This is a genomic window from Brevibacillus sp. SIMBA_040 (assembly GCF_046535075.1).
GTDB lineage: Bacteria > Bacillota > Bacilli > Brevibacillales > Brevibacillaceae > Brevibacillus.
Genome location: NZ_JAWRXI010000001.1, coordinates 582,301 through 597,234, shown reverse-complemented (window position 1 = coordinate 597,234; position 14,934 = coordinate 582,301). Strand labels below are relative to the sequence as shown.

Annotated in this window: 17 protein-coding genes; 15 read left to right on the top strand and 2 right to left on the bottom strand. The window is 49.1% G+C overall.

Features of this window, described 5'->3' with window-relative positions:
- Positions 1–21 precede the first annotated feature (21 nt).
- Positions 22–807 (bottom strand): SDR family NAD(P)-dependent oxidoreductase, encoded by a 786-nt coding sequence (locus SB752_RS02950; protein WP_410714237.1) that lies wholly within the window; start codon positions 805–807, stop codon positions 22–24.
- Positions 808–921: 114 nt separating this feature from the next.
- Complete coding sequence (locus SB752_RS02945) at positions 922–1,554, bottom strand: TetR/AcrR family transcriptional regulator (RefSeq protein ID WP_410714236.1); 633 nt, start codon at positions 1,552–1,554, stop codon at positions 922–924.
- A 291-nt stretch (positions 1,555–1,845) separates the two neighbouring features.
- Between SB752_RS02945 and SB752_RS02940 the strand changes: the two genes are divergently transcribed.
- From SB752_RS02940 to SB752_RS02870, 15 genes are all read left to right on the top strand, one after another.
- Positions 1,846–2,145 (top strand): EthD family reductase, encoded by a 300-nt coding sequence (locus tag SB752_RS02940; RefSeq protein ID WP_410714235.1) that lies wholly within the window; start codon positions 1,846–1,848, stop codon positions 2,143–2,145.
- A 2-nt stretch (positions 2,146–2,147) separates the two neighbouring features.
- Positions 2,148–2,606, top strand: coding sequence for a PaaI family thioesterase (locus SB752_RS02935; protein ID WP_410714234.1), 459 nt, complete (start codon positions 2,148–2,150; stop codon positions 2,604–2,606).
- A gap of 152 nt (positions 2,607–2,758) precedes the next feature.
- Positions 2,759–3,145, top strand: coding sequence for a PaaI family thioesterase (locus SB752_RS02930; protein WP_410714233.1), 387 nt, complete (start codon positions 2,759–2,761; stop codon positions 3,143–3,145).
- 33 nt (positions 3,146–3,178) lie between these two features.
- Positions 3,179–3,964 carry an enoyl-CoA hydratase-related protein gene (locus SB752_RS02925; RefSeq protein ID WP_410714232.1) on the top strand — a complete coding sequence of 262 codons (786 nt, stop codon included), beginning with the start codon at positions 3,179–3,181 and terminating at the stop codon, positions 3,962–3,964.
- 29 nt (positions 3,965–3,993) lie between these two features.
- Positions 3,994–5,343 carry a phenylacetate--CoA ligase family protein gene (locus SB752_RS02920; RefSeq protein ID WP_410714270.1) on the top strand — a complete coding sequence of 450 codons (1,350 nt, stop codon included), beginning with the start codon at positions 3,994–3,996 and terminating at the stop codon, positions 5,341–5,343.
- 36 nt (positions 5,344–5,379) lie between these two features.
- Positions 5,380–6,153 (top strand): enoyl-CoA hydratase-related protein, encoded by a 774-nt coding sequence (locus tag SB752_RS02915; RefSeq protein WP_410714231.1) that lies wholly within the window; start codon positions 5,380–5,382, stop codon positions 6,151–6,153.
- Positions 6,154–6,162: 9 nt separating this feature from the next.
- Complete coding sequence (locus SB752_RS02910) at positions 6,163–6,939, top strand: enoyl-CoA hydratase-related protein (RefSeq protein WP_410714230.1); 777 nt, start codon at positions 6,163–6,165, stop codon at positions 6,937–6,939.
- A 55-nt stretch (positions 6,940–6,994) separates the two neighbouring features.
- The gene (locus tag SB752_RS02905; protein WP_410714229.1) at positions 6,995–7,852 is read left to right on the top strand and encodes a 3-hydroxyacyl-CoA dehydrogenase family protein; all 858 of its coding nucleotides are present in this window, start codon (positions 6,995–6,997) and stop codon (positions 7,850–7,852) included.
- Positions 7,836–8,591, top strand: a complete 756-nt coding sequence (locus tag SB752_RS02900) for a 3-hydroxyacyl-CoA dehydrogenase family protein (RefSeq protein ID WP_410714228.1) — start codon at positions 7,836–7,838, stop codon at positions 8,589–8,591. The genes SB752_RS02905 and SB752_RS02900 overlap by 17 nt, the downstream gene beginning before the upstream one ends.
- Positions 8,591–9,787: a thiolase family protein gene (locus SB752_RS02895; RefSeq protein ID WP_410714269.1), complete on the top strand. Its 1,197-nt coding sequence runs from the start codon at positions 8,591–8,593 to the stop codon at positions 9,785–9,787. The genes SB752_RS02900 and SB752_RS02895 overlap by 1 nt, the downstream gene beginning before the upstream one ends.
- Positions 9,788–9,830: 43 nt before the next feature.
- Positions 9,831–11,030, top strand: coding sequence for a thiolase family protein (locus SB752_RS02890; RefSeq protein ID WP_410714227.1), 1,200 nt, complete (start codon positions 9,831–9,833; stop codon positions 11,028–11,030).
- Positions 11,031–11,314: 284 nt separating this feature from the next.
- Positions 11,315–12,139 (top strand): phenylacetic acid degradation operon negative regulatory protein PaaX, encoded by an 825-nt coding sequence (gene paaX / locus SB752_RS02885; RefSeq protein ID WP_410714226.1) that lies wholly within the window; start codon positions 11,315–11,317, stop codon positions 12,137–12,139.
- 132 nt (positions 12,140–12,271) lie between these two features.
- Positions 12,272–13,150 carry a branched-chain amino acid ABC transporter permease gene (locus SB752_RS02880; RefSeq protein WP_410714225.1) on the top strand — a complete coding sequence of 293 codons (879 nt, stop codon included), beginning with the start codon at positions 12,272–12,274 and terminating at the stop codon, positions 13,148–13,150.
- Positions 13,150–14,169 carry a branched-chain amino acid ABC transporter permease gene (locus tag SB752_RS02875; RefSeq protein ID WP_410714224.1) on the top strand — a complete coding sequence of 340 codons (1,020 nt, stop codon included), beginning with the start codon at positions 13,150–13,152 and terminating at the stop codon, positions 14,167–14,169. The genes SB752_RS02880 and SB752_RS02875 overlap by 1 nt, the downstream gene beginning before the upstream one ends.
- Positions 14,166–14,933: an ABC transporter ATP-binding protein gene (locus SB752_RS02870; RefSeq protein ID WP_410714223.1), complete on the top strand. Its 768-nt coding sequence runs from the start codon at positions 14,166–14,168 to the stop codon at positions 14,931–14,933. The genes SB752_RS02875 and SB752_RS02870 overlap by 4 nt, the downstream gene beginning before the upstream one ends.
- The last annotated feature ends 1 nt before the right edge of the window (position 14,934 follow it).

The following is a 14,934-nucleotide window of genomic DNA, read 5'->3' as shown; positions in this document are numbered from 1 at the left end:
GTCCTTTTTTTGTGGTCTGAATTATAAACGTGGACGCAAGGTACGTTCAACAATTCCTAACGTAAATTGACGAGAGAAAAATCTTGAAACTTGGGATACTAAATAATTTTGGCAACCGGAAATGGTATGACTTTGTCCTTTCTCAAGGGCTCTTAGAGCGTTTTTTACAACTGTGCTGGGGGTTTGTCTAGAACCAACGGATGCTTCGTTCGAGCCGACAACATCAAAGAATGAGGTTTCTGTTGCGCCCGGACAAAGTGCAAGAACTCTAAGCCCTCGCTTTCTATTTTCGGCCCAAAGCGCTTCACTAAAGGACAGGACGAATGCTTTGGTTGCTCCATAAACAGCCATATAAGGATCGGGTTGAAAGGCAGCAGTGGATGAGACATTAATGATCCCGCCATCCTGATTACGTAACAGATCAGGCATAAATGCATGCGTAATATCTACTAAAGCTGTGACATTGAGCATCACTTCTTCATGTTGCCGTTCTCCTGAAACCTGATCAAAGTATCCGTAAGTGGCAAAGCCAGCATTATTGATTAGGAGATCGACCTTCATAAAATGTCTTTGCACCTCATGGAGTAAGGTTTGCGAAGCACCAGGGGCAGAAAGATCAAGAGCGATTACTGTTGTCTTGATTTTGTATGTAGCGGCGAGCTTTGTAGCGAGTGCCTTTAACTTTGCTTCATTGCGAGCGACCAGAATGAGATTGCATTTTTTTTCTGCCAGCGAATAGGCGAAGGCTTCACCAATGCCGGATGAAGCACCTGTGATGAGAGCGGTTTTGTTTGAATAAGTGAACATACAATTAACCTCCGATAGAAACTGTATTTTATTTTGGTAACATCGTTTCCGTTGGTAAAAAAAAGAACTGAAGCTATCATGGAAAATAACTTCATCATACAGGGAGTTTTATGACTAGACTGGAACTGTTGTAAAGGCAGCGAGCATCTTGGTAAGGGTAAACCGATAGACATCTTGAGCCACATTTTGCTGAGAGAAATGACCTGCAAACTGAAGATGTATGACCCCGTGTAAAGCGGCCCAAAGCGTTTGGACGACCATTAGCGGATCATTTTTTTCGAGCTCGTCTTGCTCCATAGCACGGGCAACGGTTTGCTGGATTCGTATTAGTGCAGTTGTGGTGCCCTCAAGACTTTTTTCATCTGGTTTAAAATCTGATAAAGCCCCGCCGAACATCATTTTGTAATAGCTGGAATGTAGCTGTGAGAATTGCCAATAAGCCAAGCAAAGAGATTCCAGGTCATGAAGTGCTTTTTCTGTGACGGGTACCTGTTGAAAGGTTTCAGCTAATAGCCGACATCCATCCAAGTACATTTCATTGGCGAGACCATCTTTGTTGCCAAACATACTGTAAATGATTTTGGTTGAGCAGTGTAATTTCTGTGCAACACGGCGCACTGTTACTGACTCTGGACCTTCTTCCAAAAGGAGAAGACATGCGGCATCGATGACATTTTTACGAAGCACTTGCTGTTGTTGAAGCTTCACTTCCGAATAGGTTTTATAGGAATGGGGGTGATTAGACATGACGAAATACACTTCCTTACGTATTTGATGACGGAAACACCGTTACCTAACGAAATCATTGTATTTTCTCAACTAATCCTTGTCAATGATTAAAAATGACAAAACTAGTTCTGCTAGCCGTTTTCTGACATAAGTAGGACTATAAGTGTACTGAGTTTTCTCGCTTTTTGAAAAATACTTGCACCTGCTTCAAAGGCTTTATATAATAAAAATATAAACGTGCGTTAAAATAACGTTATATTAATTGCTCGTTACATGCTTAACTATATTGCAAAGAAAGCAGGGATCTTGATGGTGAAATTGGTGGCTATTTATCGCAAGCCTGAGGATATCGAAGCTTTTGACAAGCATTACTTCGAAGTACACGGCCCGTTGGCTGAAAAAATGCCTGGCTTGATCAAGATGGAAGTGAGCAAAGTATACGGAACGCCGATGGGTGAATCTGACCTTCATCTGATTGCAGAAATGTATTTCGAATCAAAAGAAGCTCTGATGGAAGCGTTGTCATCTCCTGAAGGCCGCGCAGCGGGAAAAGATCTGCGTGGATTTGCAGGGCCACTTGTATCCATGCATTTCGCTGAAGTGGTATAAACATGGGCACGAAACAGTACGTTGACGAACGAGAGCTTCACCGAAAGCATTACGATGAAATTTGCGCCAAGCTGAAGCAGGATCAATTCGCACAGTTTCTCGGCATCAAGCTGATTGAACTGGGCGAGGGAACAGCGACAGCGGAAGTGACGGTTGAGGATCATATGCTTAATGCACACGGAACCGCTCACGGTGCCATCATTTTCTCTCTGGCGGACTTTGTATTTGCGGCAGCCTGTAACTCCTACGGAAAGACGTCTGTTGCGCTTTCCATGAACATCGGTTTTCTCGCAGCTGCGATGAAAGGTAATCGCTTGGTAGCTACAGCGACAGAAGAAAAGAAAAATAACCGAACAGCATGGTACCGGATTCGCGTTGAAACCGAGCATGGTTTAATTGCGACATTGGACGCGCTGGCTTATCGAAAGAGTGAATACTTCGTCCAGATCGACGAAGAATAGACGATAGCGAATGTAACAGAGAGAGGAGGCCGAATGCCTGGTGCTAAGGCTCCTTTCACTGTTTTACCGCATAGGAATTGGTAAGCGCGACGCTCATGAATTCCAGAGCACAAGACAAGGTACGCCGAAACAAGATAAAGGGGACGCTAGATATGGCAGAGGAAAACCGAAATCGTTTCAACCACTACCTGGGCATAGAAATCGTGCACAGAGATGACCAGGGCTGCAAGGCAGCACTCAAGATTCGCCCAGACCATTTCAATAGCATAGAAGGCGTTGTGCATGGGGGCGTAACGGCTACTTTGGCAGATGTGGCAATGGGACATGGTGCAGCGCCTCACGTCAACGGCGTACAGCAGTGTGTCACTGTGGAGAGTAAAATTCAATATCTGTATCCAGCAAGTGGTGAGCTGTTGGAGGCAGAGTCGAAGGTACTGAAACAGGGGAAAAGCCTGATCATAATGGAAGCACGCGTTACCTGTGATGGCAAGCTGGTTGCATTTGCTACTGGCACCTATGCAAGAGTAACGACAAAATAGAAGCAAAGCAGCATGTCTTCGGGGAGGACCATGATGAGCCAGGATACAGTGCGATTTGAACGCGATGGACATATAGGAATTATCACGCTGAACCGTCCGGATGAGCTGAATGCTCTCAATTATGAAACATTGTCGCACTTGGGTGAGTTTATCGAGCAAGTGCGTCTAGATTCAAAAGAGGTGCGAGTAGTCGTTGTAAAAGCAGAAGGCCGTGCATTTTGTGCAGGTGCTGATCTGAAGGAGCGACGGACGCTTAACGAGCAGCAGGTTCGTCGCAATGTTCGTAAGATTCGTGATGTATTTACAGCTCTGGAAAGATTGCCGCAGCCGACCATAGCCATGATAAACGGCTTTGCCTTTGGCGGAGGATTCGAGCTGGCACTTGCCTGTGATTTTCGCTACGCGGTAGCAGAAGCCAAGATGGGTTTGACAGAAGTGAGCCTTGGAATTATTCCGGGTGCAGGTGGTACGCAGCGCCTGTCTCGACTGATCGGGCCATCCAAAGCAAAGGAACTCATTTTGACAGCTCGTAAAATTACGGCTGCAGAAGCTTTGGCTATTGGCTTTGTAAATGGTGTAGCTGAGGATCTTGGCCAATTGCAAGCAATGGCTATGGGGCTTGCCAATGAGATTCTGGCTAATGCACCACTTGCCGTCTATCAAGCAAAATTGGCAATTGATCGTGGCTCCAGCGTCGATTTGCAAACCGGACTCGATGTGGAAACGATGTGCTATGAAGTCATCATACCAACAAAGGATCGTGTAGAAGCACTGGAAGCATTCCGTGAAAAACGCAAGCCGATCTTTTTGGGTGAATAGATCGTAACGATTTGTGAGCACGAACAAAGATACAGAATGGGGGATGCAAAATGATCTTTAACATGGAGATGGAAGCGCTGTCAAGAGAGAAAATGACCGAACTCCAGCTAGAACGCCTCAAGGAGACAGTAAAGCGAGTATACGAGCGAGTTCCTTTTCACAAGGAAGCGATGGATGCTGCGGGTGTAAAGCCAGAGGATATTCAATTGATCGAGGATATTCAAAAGCTTCCTTTTATGAAGAAAACGCATTTGCGCGAGAACTATCCATTCAATCTGTTTGCTGTTGATATGAAAGAAGTCGCACGTATTCACGGATCGTCCGGCACAAAAGGAAAGCCAACCGTTGTCGGTTACACGAAAAAGGATCTGGAAAACTGGGCTGAAATCGTTGCTCGTGCTCTGTGCTGTGCTGGCGGAGAACCAGGCGACATTTTCCACAACGCGTATGGCTATGGATTGTTTACAGGCGGACTTGGCCTTCACAACGGGATCGAGCATATGGGAGCAGTAGCCGTACCAGTATCAGGCGGAAACACGTCTCGTCAAATCACACTGATCGAGGATTTCAAACCACGCGGATTGGCAGCTACACCTTCCTACGTGCTGAATATCGTCGAGGAAATGAAAAAGATGGGCATCAATCCACGCGAGACGAGCGTCAAATACGGCATTTTTGGAGCTGAGCCATGGTCTGAGGAAATGCGCGTGCAGCTGGAGGAAGCTCTCGATATTAAAGCAGTTGATATCTATGGCCTCTCTGAGGTAATGGGACCTGGCGTTTCTATCGAGTGTCATGAAGTGCAGGATGGACTGCATATCGCAGAAGACCACTTCTTTGCGGAAATCATTGATCCAAATACGGGAGAAGTGCTGCCATATGGTCAAGAAGGTGAGCTTGTCTTCACTTCTTTGACGAAGGAAGCTTTCCCAGTCATTCGCTATCGCACAGGTGATATCGCATCACTTAACCCGGAGCCATGCAAATGCGGTCGTACAACTATGCGGATGTCCCGTATCAAGGGTCGTGTGGATGACATGTTGATCATTCGCGGTGTGAACGTCTTCCCGACAGAAATTGAATCTGTGTTGCTTACTTTTGAACAATTGGCGCCGCAATATCAGGTAGTGATTGAGCGTGATGGTGCACTCGATCGATTTGAGGTTCACTGTGAGTTGAATCAGGAGTACGCAAGTGAAATTGCAGGAAATGAAAATGCTGCTCTTGCGCCATTAGTAAAAGAGATCGGGCATATGATTAAAAATACGTTGGGTGTTTCCGTAGTACTGCGTATTTTGCCGCCAAATTCGCTGATCCGCAGTGAAAGCAAAGCCATTCGCGTAGTCGATAATCGCAATAAAACGCAAGCTGCTATTTAATAAATCGTCATGTCTGGGGAAAGGTGTGAACTGCTCTTGTCATATGAATACATCACGGTAGCAAGCGATGAAGCTGTAGGAGTGATTAGGCTCAATCGCCCGAAAATTCTCAATGCGCTAAATTTGCAGTTGATCGATGAGCTGGTAAAAGCGATGGAGCAGTTTGACCGCGACCCAGCCATCGGCGCGATTCTGCTCACCGGTAATGAAAGAGCTTTTGCTGCTGGGGCGGATATCAATGAGATGGCAGATGCGTCGGCAGTTGAAATCATGAAAAGAGACCAGTTTGCCGTATGGGACCGCATGTCACGCATATCCAAGCCGATTATTGGTGCGGTAAGTGGCTTTGTTCTCGGCGGAGGCTGTGAATTGATGATGAACTGCGACATCGTGATTGCTTCTGAGACAGCTGTAATCGGACAACCGGAAGTCAATCTCGGAGTAATGCCCGGAGCAGGTGGGACACAGCGTCTGACTCGCGCCGTCGGTCTGCGCAAAGCGATGGAAATGCTGCTCACAGGTGATTCCATCTCTGCAAAAGAAGCGTGGCAGTATGGCTTGGTCAACCGTGTCGTACCTGTGGAGGCCTACTACAGCGAAGCGCTCAAGCTAGCGAAGAGAATTTCGAGGCAAGCACCGCTCGCGGTCAAGGTCATCAAAAAAACCGTGCACAAGGCAGCAGACTTGCCGCTCCAAGAAGGCATGGACTACGAGCGAAACAGTTTTTATTTGCTGCTGGCAAGCGAAGATCGGAAGGAAGGGATGCAAGCCTTCCTGGAAAAACGCAAACCCCGGTTTACGGGTAATTAGGAGGCAGCCATGTACGAAACGATCCTCTACGAAGTATCCGAAGGTATCGCAGTCATTACGATGAACCGCCCTGAAAAATTCAATGCGTTTACGGAGCAGATGAACAAGGAAATCACAGAAGCTCTGAAGCAGGCGCAAAGAGCTCCAGAAGTACGCTGCATTTTATTCACAGGAGCTGGCAGAGCATTTAATGCCGGGCAGGACTTGGGAGATGTTTCGGGTGGGAATGTAGACTTTGGCGGGTTTTTACGGAAGCGCTACAATCCGATGATTTTGCAATTCCAAAAAACAGAGAAGCCGATTGTGGCTGCCATCAATGGAGTTGCGGCAGGAGCAGGGATGAGCGTAGCGCTGGCCTGCGATATTCGTCTCGCTTCGGATAAGGCATCGCTCGTTAATGCGTTTGTCAACATCGGTTTAGTGCCTGATTCGGGGGGATGCTATTTCCTTCCGCGCATTGTAGGAATTGGGAAAGCGCTGGAGCTGGCGATGACTGGCGAGAAGATCTCCGCAGAGGAAGCGATGCGTATTGGCTTGGTCAATCAAGTATATCCAGCTGACTCATTCCAAGAAGATGCGCTGGCGTATGCACGAAAATTGGCGTCACTGCCTACTCGAGGAATCGGCCTAATCAAGCGGACCATGTACAAGGGGCTCGAGATGGGACTGGAAGAAACCTTGGAATATGAAGCATTTGCGCAGGATGCAGCAGGCAGCACTGAGGATCACAAAGAAGGGGTTACAGCCTTCATGGAGAAACGTGAACCTCGCTTTACAGGTCATTAATACGCACCGCGCTAGCCAATGCTCATACGCCACCCAAAAAGAGAGGGATCAGCGAGTGGAAACGAAAACTGTCGGTGTCATCGGTGCTGGAACGATGGGAGCGGGTATCGCTCTCGTCTGCGGCCGTAAAGGACATCATGTAAAGCTATTGGATGCGAATCAAGCTGTCTTGGACAAAGCACAGAGCTATTTGCAATCCATCCTGACCAAGGATGTGGAAAAAGGCAAAATCAGCGAACAGCAAAAAACAGACACACTCGAGAGAATGAAGCTCGTCTCGGACATGGAAAAGCTGGCTGATTGCGACATCGTGATCGAAGCGGTGCCAGAGCGGCTGGAGCTGAAAAAGACCATTTTTGGGGAACTCTCACGAATTTGTAAAAGCGATGCACTGCTTTTGACCAATACCTCTTCGATCTCCATAACGGAAATTGCCGGAGGCTTGCCACACCCCGAGCGTATTCTCGGGTTTCATTTCTTCAATCCAGCACCCGTCATGCCTTTGGTAGAGGTCATTCGCGGGAAGAAATCTAGCGAGGACAATGTGGAGCAGGCATACCGTTTTGCCGAGCAGCTGGGTAAGGTGCCTGTTCTCGTGACAGATACACCTGGCTTCATCGTCAACCGGATCGCCCGCCCTTATTATAATGAAGCGTTACGAATTCTTGGTGACAATGTAGCAAATGTAGAACAAATTGATCGAATCATGAAGCGGGCTGGCGGATTCAAAATGGGTCCGTTTGAGCTGCAAGACATGATCGGAATCGATATCAATTTCGCTACGACCCAATCGGTCTATTCTGATTTCTTCCACGAAGGACGATTCAAGCCCAGCCAGATTCAACAGCGAATGGTACAGGCCGGCAGCCTGGGCAGAAAGACGGGGGAAGGGTTCTATGACTACAGCAAATAAGGCAGTTTTGCTTACGGGTGACAGCCCGCTCTATGCAGAAATGCATCGTTTATTGATAGATAGAGGGTATACGGTGTTGTCCTTTGAGGACGCGACGAGCGCACCCCAAACGGTATCTCTAGCAGTAGAAGTAAACAGTGTCAATCTGGAAGCAAAGAAACAACAGCTTTGTGATCTGGATCAGTTGCTTCCTGCCGATGTGCCAATTATCACTACATCACTAGCAATCACCGCGACAGAGGCTGCTTCCTGGACGGAGCATCCTGAGAGAGTATGCGGTTTTGGTACACTAGTGCCTTTGGCGGAGCGTGAGTTGATCGAGATCGCACCGGCTCTGCAAACAGAGGAAGCAGCAATTGCAGCGGCAGTGTCACTCTTTGGGTCACTGGACAAAGAGACGGAAGTCGTAGAAGACGAGGTAGGCCTCGTATTTCCACGTATCCTTTCACTGATTATCAACGAAGCCGCATTTACTTTGATGGAAAAAGCTGCGACTCCGCAAGATATCGACACAGCTATGAAAAAAGGAACGAACTACCCATACGGCCCGCTAGAATGGGCGGATCGCATCGGACTTGATGAAATTTACGCGATTTCCCGTGGATTGCAACGCGATCTTGCAGAAGAGCGCTATCGCACGGCACCGCTTCTCCGAAAGCTGGTGCTCGCCAAGCGTGTAGGGGTAAGAAGCGGGCAAGGCTTTTATGATTATGGTAGCAAAGAGGAGTGTGAAAAGTGATGCAGGCACGTAAGGATGTTTATGTGGCGGCAGCTGTTCGCACGCCGATCGGCAAGCTGGGCGGAAGTCTAAAAAGTACGCCGATAGACGATTTGACTGCGATCGTTTTGGACGGAGCGCTGAAGCAGGCAGGACAGGTAGGAGAAGCGGTCGATGGAGTCATCATGGGTAACGTGATTTCTGCGGGACCGTTTATTAACATTGCCCGTGTTGGACTTTTGAAAGCCGGTCTGCCGGAATCTGTACCAGGTCTGACCGTTAACCGTGTATGTGCGTCAGGGCTGGAGGCGATCAATCTTGCGGCGCAGTCTATTCAGGCTGGGCACAGCGGCGTCATGCTCGCTGGTGGCGTAGAAAATCTGACACGCTCGCCGTATATTATGGAAAAATTCGAGCAGCCCTATCAGCGTGGTGGACAAACCTTGATGGAATCGTTCGGTGGTCCGCGTTCGGCACCTATATCGATCTATGGCGAACTGACGATGGGCGATACGGCAGAGAATGTGGCAGAGCGATATGGCATCAGCCGCGAGGATCAGGATGAGTTTGCCGCGGAAAGCCAGAGACGCGCGATTGCTGCCATCGATGAAGGGCGTTTTCGTGAGGAGATCATTCCTGTCACGTTGCGCAGTAAAAAAGGGGAAGAGACGATCTTTGACACGGATGAATTTCCGCGTCGTGATTCCAGTGTAGAGTCGCTTGCGAAGCTGCGCCCTGCTTTTCGCAAAAACGGCAGCGTCACAGCAGGCAATTCTTCGGGAATCAATGATGGGGCAGCAGCTCTACTCTTAATGAATAAGGAAAAACTGAATGAATCTGGTCTTGCTCCATTGGGGCGGATTGTTCATTTTGTCAGCGCTGGCGTCGACCCGCGCATTATGGGAATCGGACCTGTGGCAGCAATTCAAAAGCTGTTGACAGAAGTAAATATGACGATCGATGAGATTGATCTTTTTGAATTAAATGAAGCCTTTGCTTCCCAAGCTCTTGCGTGCATGGGCGAGCTGGGTCTGTCGCCTGACAAGACTAATGTAAATGGTGGAGCGATTGCTTTGGGACATCCGCTCGGGTGCAGCGGTGCGCGACTGGCAGGGACGATCCTGTATGAATTGCGCCGCCGCAAAAAGCGCTATGGCATCGTTTCCTTGTGCATCGGTGGAGGACAAGGATTGGCTACACTGGTGGAAGCCTTGTAACAGTAAGAAAAATAAATGGTTGGCCCCATTGGAGGCGTTGGAGATGAACATACCTGTAATTGTGGATGCCGTGCGGACACCCATTGGACGCATTGGCGGGGCATTGAAGGACGTGCGCCCGGATGATCTGGGGGCGCTCGTGATTCGCAAGCTTCTGGAGCGTAATCCGATAGATCCAATGAGCATTGATGATGTCATTTTTGGTTGTGCGAATCAGGCGGGCGAGGATAATCGCAACGTAGCTCGCATGTCTTTGCTGCTTGCTGGGGTGCCTGTAGATGTTCCAGGTGTTACGGTGAACCGTTTATGCGGGTCAGGTCTGGAAGCGGTCAATCAAAGCGCCAATGCGATTAAAGCAGGTGCGGGACAGGTGTATATTGCTGGTGGAACGGAGAGTATGACACGTTCTCCACTGGTAATGATGAAGCCGGGCACTGCTTTTCAGCGCGGCAATCAGCAATTGGTTGACACTACGCTGGGGTGGAGACTGGTCAACGAGAAAATGGTAGAAATGTATCCACCAATCAGCTTGGGTGAAACCGCGGAGAATGTAGCAGAACAGCATCAAGTCAGTCGGGAAGATCAGGATGCATTTGCTTTGCGCAGCCAGCAAAATTATGCCCGTGCGCTCGCAGAAGGCAAATGGGAGGCAGAAATTGTACCTGTTGAGCTGCGTGGACGCAAAGGCGAGGTCTCTTATTTTGACCGTGATGAGCATGCCCGTCCGGAAACGACAATCGAGCAGCTACAAAAGCTGAAGGCGGCATTTAAGCCGGACGGCTCGGTAACAGCGGGTAATTCCAGTGGTCTCAATGACGGGGCAAGTGCGCTGTTGATCATGGAGCAGGAGGCAGCACTGCAAGCAGGCTTGAAGCCACGGGCACGTATCGTAGCGTCTGCTGTGGCAGGTGTCGATCCATCCGTCATGGGCATTGGGCCTGTGCCAGCGACACGTAAGGTGCTGAAGCAGGCAGGTCTTACGATCGATCAGATCGATTTGTTTGAGTTTAATGAAGCATTTGCGGCACAGGCAGTGGCAAGCGTGCGGGAGCTGGGCGTAGATCCGGACCGCGTCAATGTGAACGGTGGAGCCATCGCCTTGGGCCATCCGCTTGGCTGCAGTGGAGCTCGTATTATGACGACTCTGCTTTACGAAATGGAACGACGTGAAGCCCGTTATGGTCTCGCAGCGATGTGCATTGGTGTAGGCCAAGGAATTGCGACGATTATTGAGCGAGTATAATCCGAACATGAGCAGGTAAAAGGGGGGAGCTGATGCTCCCCGCCTTTCTTTGGTAAAACCATCCCCGGCGAGTAGGCCTCGATCGATTTTTCATTGATCATAAAATTTTGAAAAAATAAATTGTAGCAAAAAAATTGACTATTATGAAACGTTCTAATATAATGACGTTACAAATACGTAATATACTTTTTGTGTTATGTGTTCTAGGTCGATTACACGCTTGCAAAAGTTATGGTACAATTTCACAGCATAGAGGTAAGAATCGATCTGGGGGTTGAAGAAACGTGAAGCCACAATCCATGCTGTTCACCATTTACGGTGACTACGTTCGCCATTATGGCAATGAAATCTGGATTGGTAGTTTGACCCGGCTGATGGGGGAGTTTGGTCTGTCTGAGCCTGCGGTTCGCGCTGCAATCTCACGGATGCTCCGCCAAGGCTGGCTGGAATCAAGAAAAATAGGAAATCGCAGTTATTATTCCGTATCCGAGCGTGGAAAAAAACGTTTGGAGGAAGCAGCGGCTCGTATCTACAAGGTAGAGTCGGACATGTGGGATGGAAAATGGTGCATTGCGAGCTACAACATTCCTGAGGAACGCCGTGCGCTCCGAGATCAATTGCGCAAGGAGCTGGGATGGATGGGCTTCGGTATGCTAACGACCAGCACCTGGATCAGTCCGAACAATTTGGCTGATCGAATCAAGGAGCTGACAGAGGCGCATGAAATCACCGAGTATGTTGAAATCTTTTCAGCGGATCACCTCGGGTGGAGCGATCCGAAGCAGCTGGTGCAAAAGTGCTGGAACATCGAGGAGATCAATGCGAAGTACCGTGAGTTCATCGACGCTTACCGTACCGAGTACGAAGCGCTGGGTGAGAGGCTCAGTCGAGGCGAAGAAGTTGCTGACAGCCACTGCTTTGTAGAGAAGACTAAGCTGGTTCACCAATATCGCAAATTCTTATTTATTGATCCCGATTTGCCGCTGGAGCTATTACCAGAGCTTTGGTTAGGAAAAGAAGCGGACGAGCTGTTCCAAAATTACTATCAGATGCTGAATCCAGGGGCTGTTCGATTCTTCGAGACGGTGTACGAGGGAGCACCACAATAGGTGTCGACCAAGCACAAGAGGCGCCCTAGAAAAGCCTAGGGCCTTTTTTGCGAGAACATTTTCCAAAAAATTAAATGTAAGCGTTTTACCTGTAAAAGAAAGAGACGCGTTACCAAGGGGGTTCAAAACAACATGACGGAGCTCATGCAATATGTTGCAAACGGTTTGGTTAGTGGCGGGATTTACGCCATCGTCGCGGTTGGTTTCATCACCATTTACAACGTCAGCAAGGTAATCAATCTGGCACAGGGCGAGTTCTTGATGCTTGGCGGGATGGTTACTGTCGCAATGATCGGGTTGGATGTTCCGTATGCATTAGCTGCACTGCTGGCAATCCTGCTCGTCACCTTAATCGGTGTACTGATGCAAAAGTATGTAATCGCTTATGTGAAAAAGGCGAGTTCAATTAGTCTGATAATTCTAACAATAGGAATTTCAACATTGATTCGCGGGTTAGCAAGCTTGATCTGGGGAAAGGATGCATTTGCGCTGGCTCCTATTACAAGCAACGAACCGATCACTGTGGCAGGAGTTACGATTGCACAGCAGAGCGTATGGATCTTGGCAGCTGTCCTGATTATATTGCTTTTGCTCTGGTACTTGATGGACAAAACCATCTTGGGTAAGAAAATTAACGCCTGTTCGATCAACCCGATGGCTGCGCGCCTGATGGGGATCAGTCCGGCAAAAATGAGTATGCTGGCATTCGGAATTAGTGGAGCGACCGGAGCGATAGCAGGGATTGTGATCGCACCGCTGAGCGTAACCTCTTATGACATCGGTGTCCTGCTCGGGATCAAAGGCTTTTCCGCTGCCATTCTCGGAGGGCTGGGCAATCCGCTTGGCGCAGCAGTCGCAGCATTTTTGCTCGGTATTGTTGAATCGCTTGGGGCTGGCTACATCAGTTCGGGCATGAAAGACGCGATTGCATTTCTAGTGTTGATTGGCGTGCTCTTGATTAAGCCGTCGGGCATCTTTGGAGAACGAAGCGTAGGGAAAGGAGGGCTATGATGAAGCACGTAATCGACAAATGGGGCAAAAGTATTATTGTTTATCTCGTCCTGATGATTGTCTTTCCTTTCGTGATGCCAGATGAGTATTATCGCTCGGTTGGAATCATCATCGGTCTTCAAGCGATTGTAGCGATCGGGCTGTGCCTTGTGATGGGTCTGGCGGGACAAATTTCCTTGGGACAAGCTGCTTTTTGGGGAATCGGCGCTTATACGTCAGCGGTATTGACTACCAAATACGGTCTTCCGGTAGGGGTAGGATTGATTGCATCAGCGATCGTCCCCGCACTCTTTGCCTTTATCCTCGGGAGGGCAATCGCTGGTTTGCAAGGCTACTACCTGGCGATGGCGACCCTTGCTTTTGGATATATCGTACAGATTGGAATTTCCGAGTGGGAGTCGGTAACTGGCGGAGCGAGCGGAATGATCAGTATTCCTAAAATTACGTTCTTCGGGGATAGCGAGCTCTCGATGTACTACCTGATTTGGGGCGTAGTCACCTGTGTGCTGCTCTTTTCACTAAATCTGTTAAATTCCCGCGTCGGTCGCGCTTTCCGTGCGATCCATAAAAGTGAAATTGCGGCAACCTCGATGGGGATTGATGTTCGCAAATTCAAGCTGAACGCATTTGTCGTGAGCGGGATGTTTGCGGGCATCTCGGGCGGTTTGTACGCGCATTACATCGGAATTCTCGATCCACAGCCATTCGGTTTGCACGAGTCGATCAAATTTTTGACGATGGTTGTGATCGGCGGGATGACGAGCATCTGGGGGGCACTGGTAGGTACGCTGTTGATCGGTTCGATTAGCGAGGCACTCGTTCTCATGAGCGAAGTCATACCTGGTTTGCAAGGTGATATCGACACGATTGTCTTTGGCGGAATTCTGGTCTTGATCGTCATGTTCATGCCAGAGGGGCTGGTACCTCGCATCCGGTCCGTTTATGAAAAGGCGCAGGCGAAGAAGCGCAAGGCGAGTGCAGTCGAGACACAAACCGCGGAAAGGAAGGCGACAACATGACGACGCTGTTGGAGGTACAAGCCCTTTCACGTGACTTTGGCGGTGTGCGAGCTGTCAACAAGGTTGATTTTTCGGTGAACGAAGGCGAGATTTTGGCCCTGATTGGCCCAAACGGTGCAGGGAAAAGCACGGTGCTCAACATGGTATCGGGCGTCATCCCACCCTCGGAGGGCGAGATTCGATTCAGCAAGCAGCCTTTGACCAAGGTTCCTGGCTATAGCTATGCGGGGTTGGGCATTACCCGAACCTTTCAAAATCTCCAGACCTTCGACGATATGACCGTCCTGGAAAACGTCATGGTCGGCATGCATACGAAGACGAGTGCAAGCCTCTTCTCTTGCGGGATGAATCTCGGACGTGCGCGCAAGGAGGAGCGGCTGATGGAGGAGCGGGCACAGGAATGGCTGGAGCAGGTCGGACTATCACAGCTGAGTACGTCGCTTGCAGGAAGTCTGCCATACGGGAAGCTGCGTTTGATGGAGATCGCGAGGGCGATGGTAGCAGAGCCCAGGCTGCTTCTTTTGGACGAGCCGGCAGCAGGGTTGAATCATACGGAAACGGCTGATATGAGCAGCATGTTCCAGAAAATCAGGGAAGACGGGACAGCGATTCTTTTGGTAGAGCATGACATGGACATGATTATGTCTATCGCCGATCGCATTGTTGTTTTAGACCAAGGGGAAAAAATCGCAGAAGGAACACCGCGCGAAATTCAGGAGAATCCGAGAGTTATTGCGGCTTACCTCGGAACTGAGGAAGCGTAGA

Bases quoted from the DNA above. Each gene is read 5' to 3' on its own strand.
- SB752_RS02950 (WP_410714237.1), bottom strand. From the start codon at position 807: ATGTTCACTTATTCAAACAAAACCGCTCTCATCACAGGTGCTTCATCC.
- SB752_RS02945 (WP_410714236.1), bottom strand. From the start codon at position 1,554: ATGTCTAATCACCCCCATTCCTATAAAACCTATTCGGAAGTGAAGCTT.
- SB752_RS02940 (WP_410714235.1), top strand. From the start codon at position 1,846: ATGGTGAAATTGGTGGCTATTTATCGCAAGCCTGAGGATATCGAAGCT.
- SB752_RS02935 (WP_410714234.1), top strand. From the start codon at position 2,148: ATGGGCACGAAACAGTACGTTGACGAACGAGAGCTTCACCGAAAGCAT.
- SB752_RS02930 (WP_410714233.1), top strand. From the start codon at position 2,759: ATGGCAGAGGAAAACCGAAATCGTTTCAACCACTACCTGGGCATAGAA.
- SB752_RS02925 (WP_410714232.1), top strand. From the start codon at position 3,179: ATGAGCCAGGATACAGTGCGATTTGAACGCGATGGACATATAGGAATT.
- SB752_RS02910 (WP_410714230.1), top strand. From the start codon at position 6,163: ATGTACGAAACGATCCTCTACGAAGTATCCGAAGGTATCGCAGTCATT.
- SB752_RS02900 (WP_410714228.1), top strand. From the start codon at position 7,836: ATGACTACAGCAAATAAGGCAGTTTTGCTTACGGGTGACAGCCCGCTC.
- SB752_RS02895 (WP_410714269.1), top strand. From the start codon at position 8,591: ATGCAGGCACGTAAGGATGTTTATGTGGCGGCAGCTGTTCGCACGCCG.
- SB752_RS02890 (WP_410714227.1), top strand. From the start codon at position 9,831: ATGAACATACCTGTAATTGTGGATGCCGTGCGGACACCCATTGGACGC.
- SB752_RS02880 (WP_410714225.1), top strand. From the start codon at position 12,272: ATGACGGAGCTCATGCAATATGTTGCAAACGGTTTGGTTAGTGGCGGG.
- SB752_RS02875 (WP_410714224.1), top strand. From the start codon at position 13,150: ATGAAGCACGTAATCGACAAATGGGGCAAAAGTATTATTGTTTATCTC.
- SB752_RS02870 (WP_410714223.1), top strand. From the start codon at position 14,166: ATGACGACGCTGTTGGAGGTACAAGCCCTTTCACGTGACTTTGGCGGT.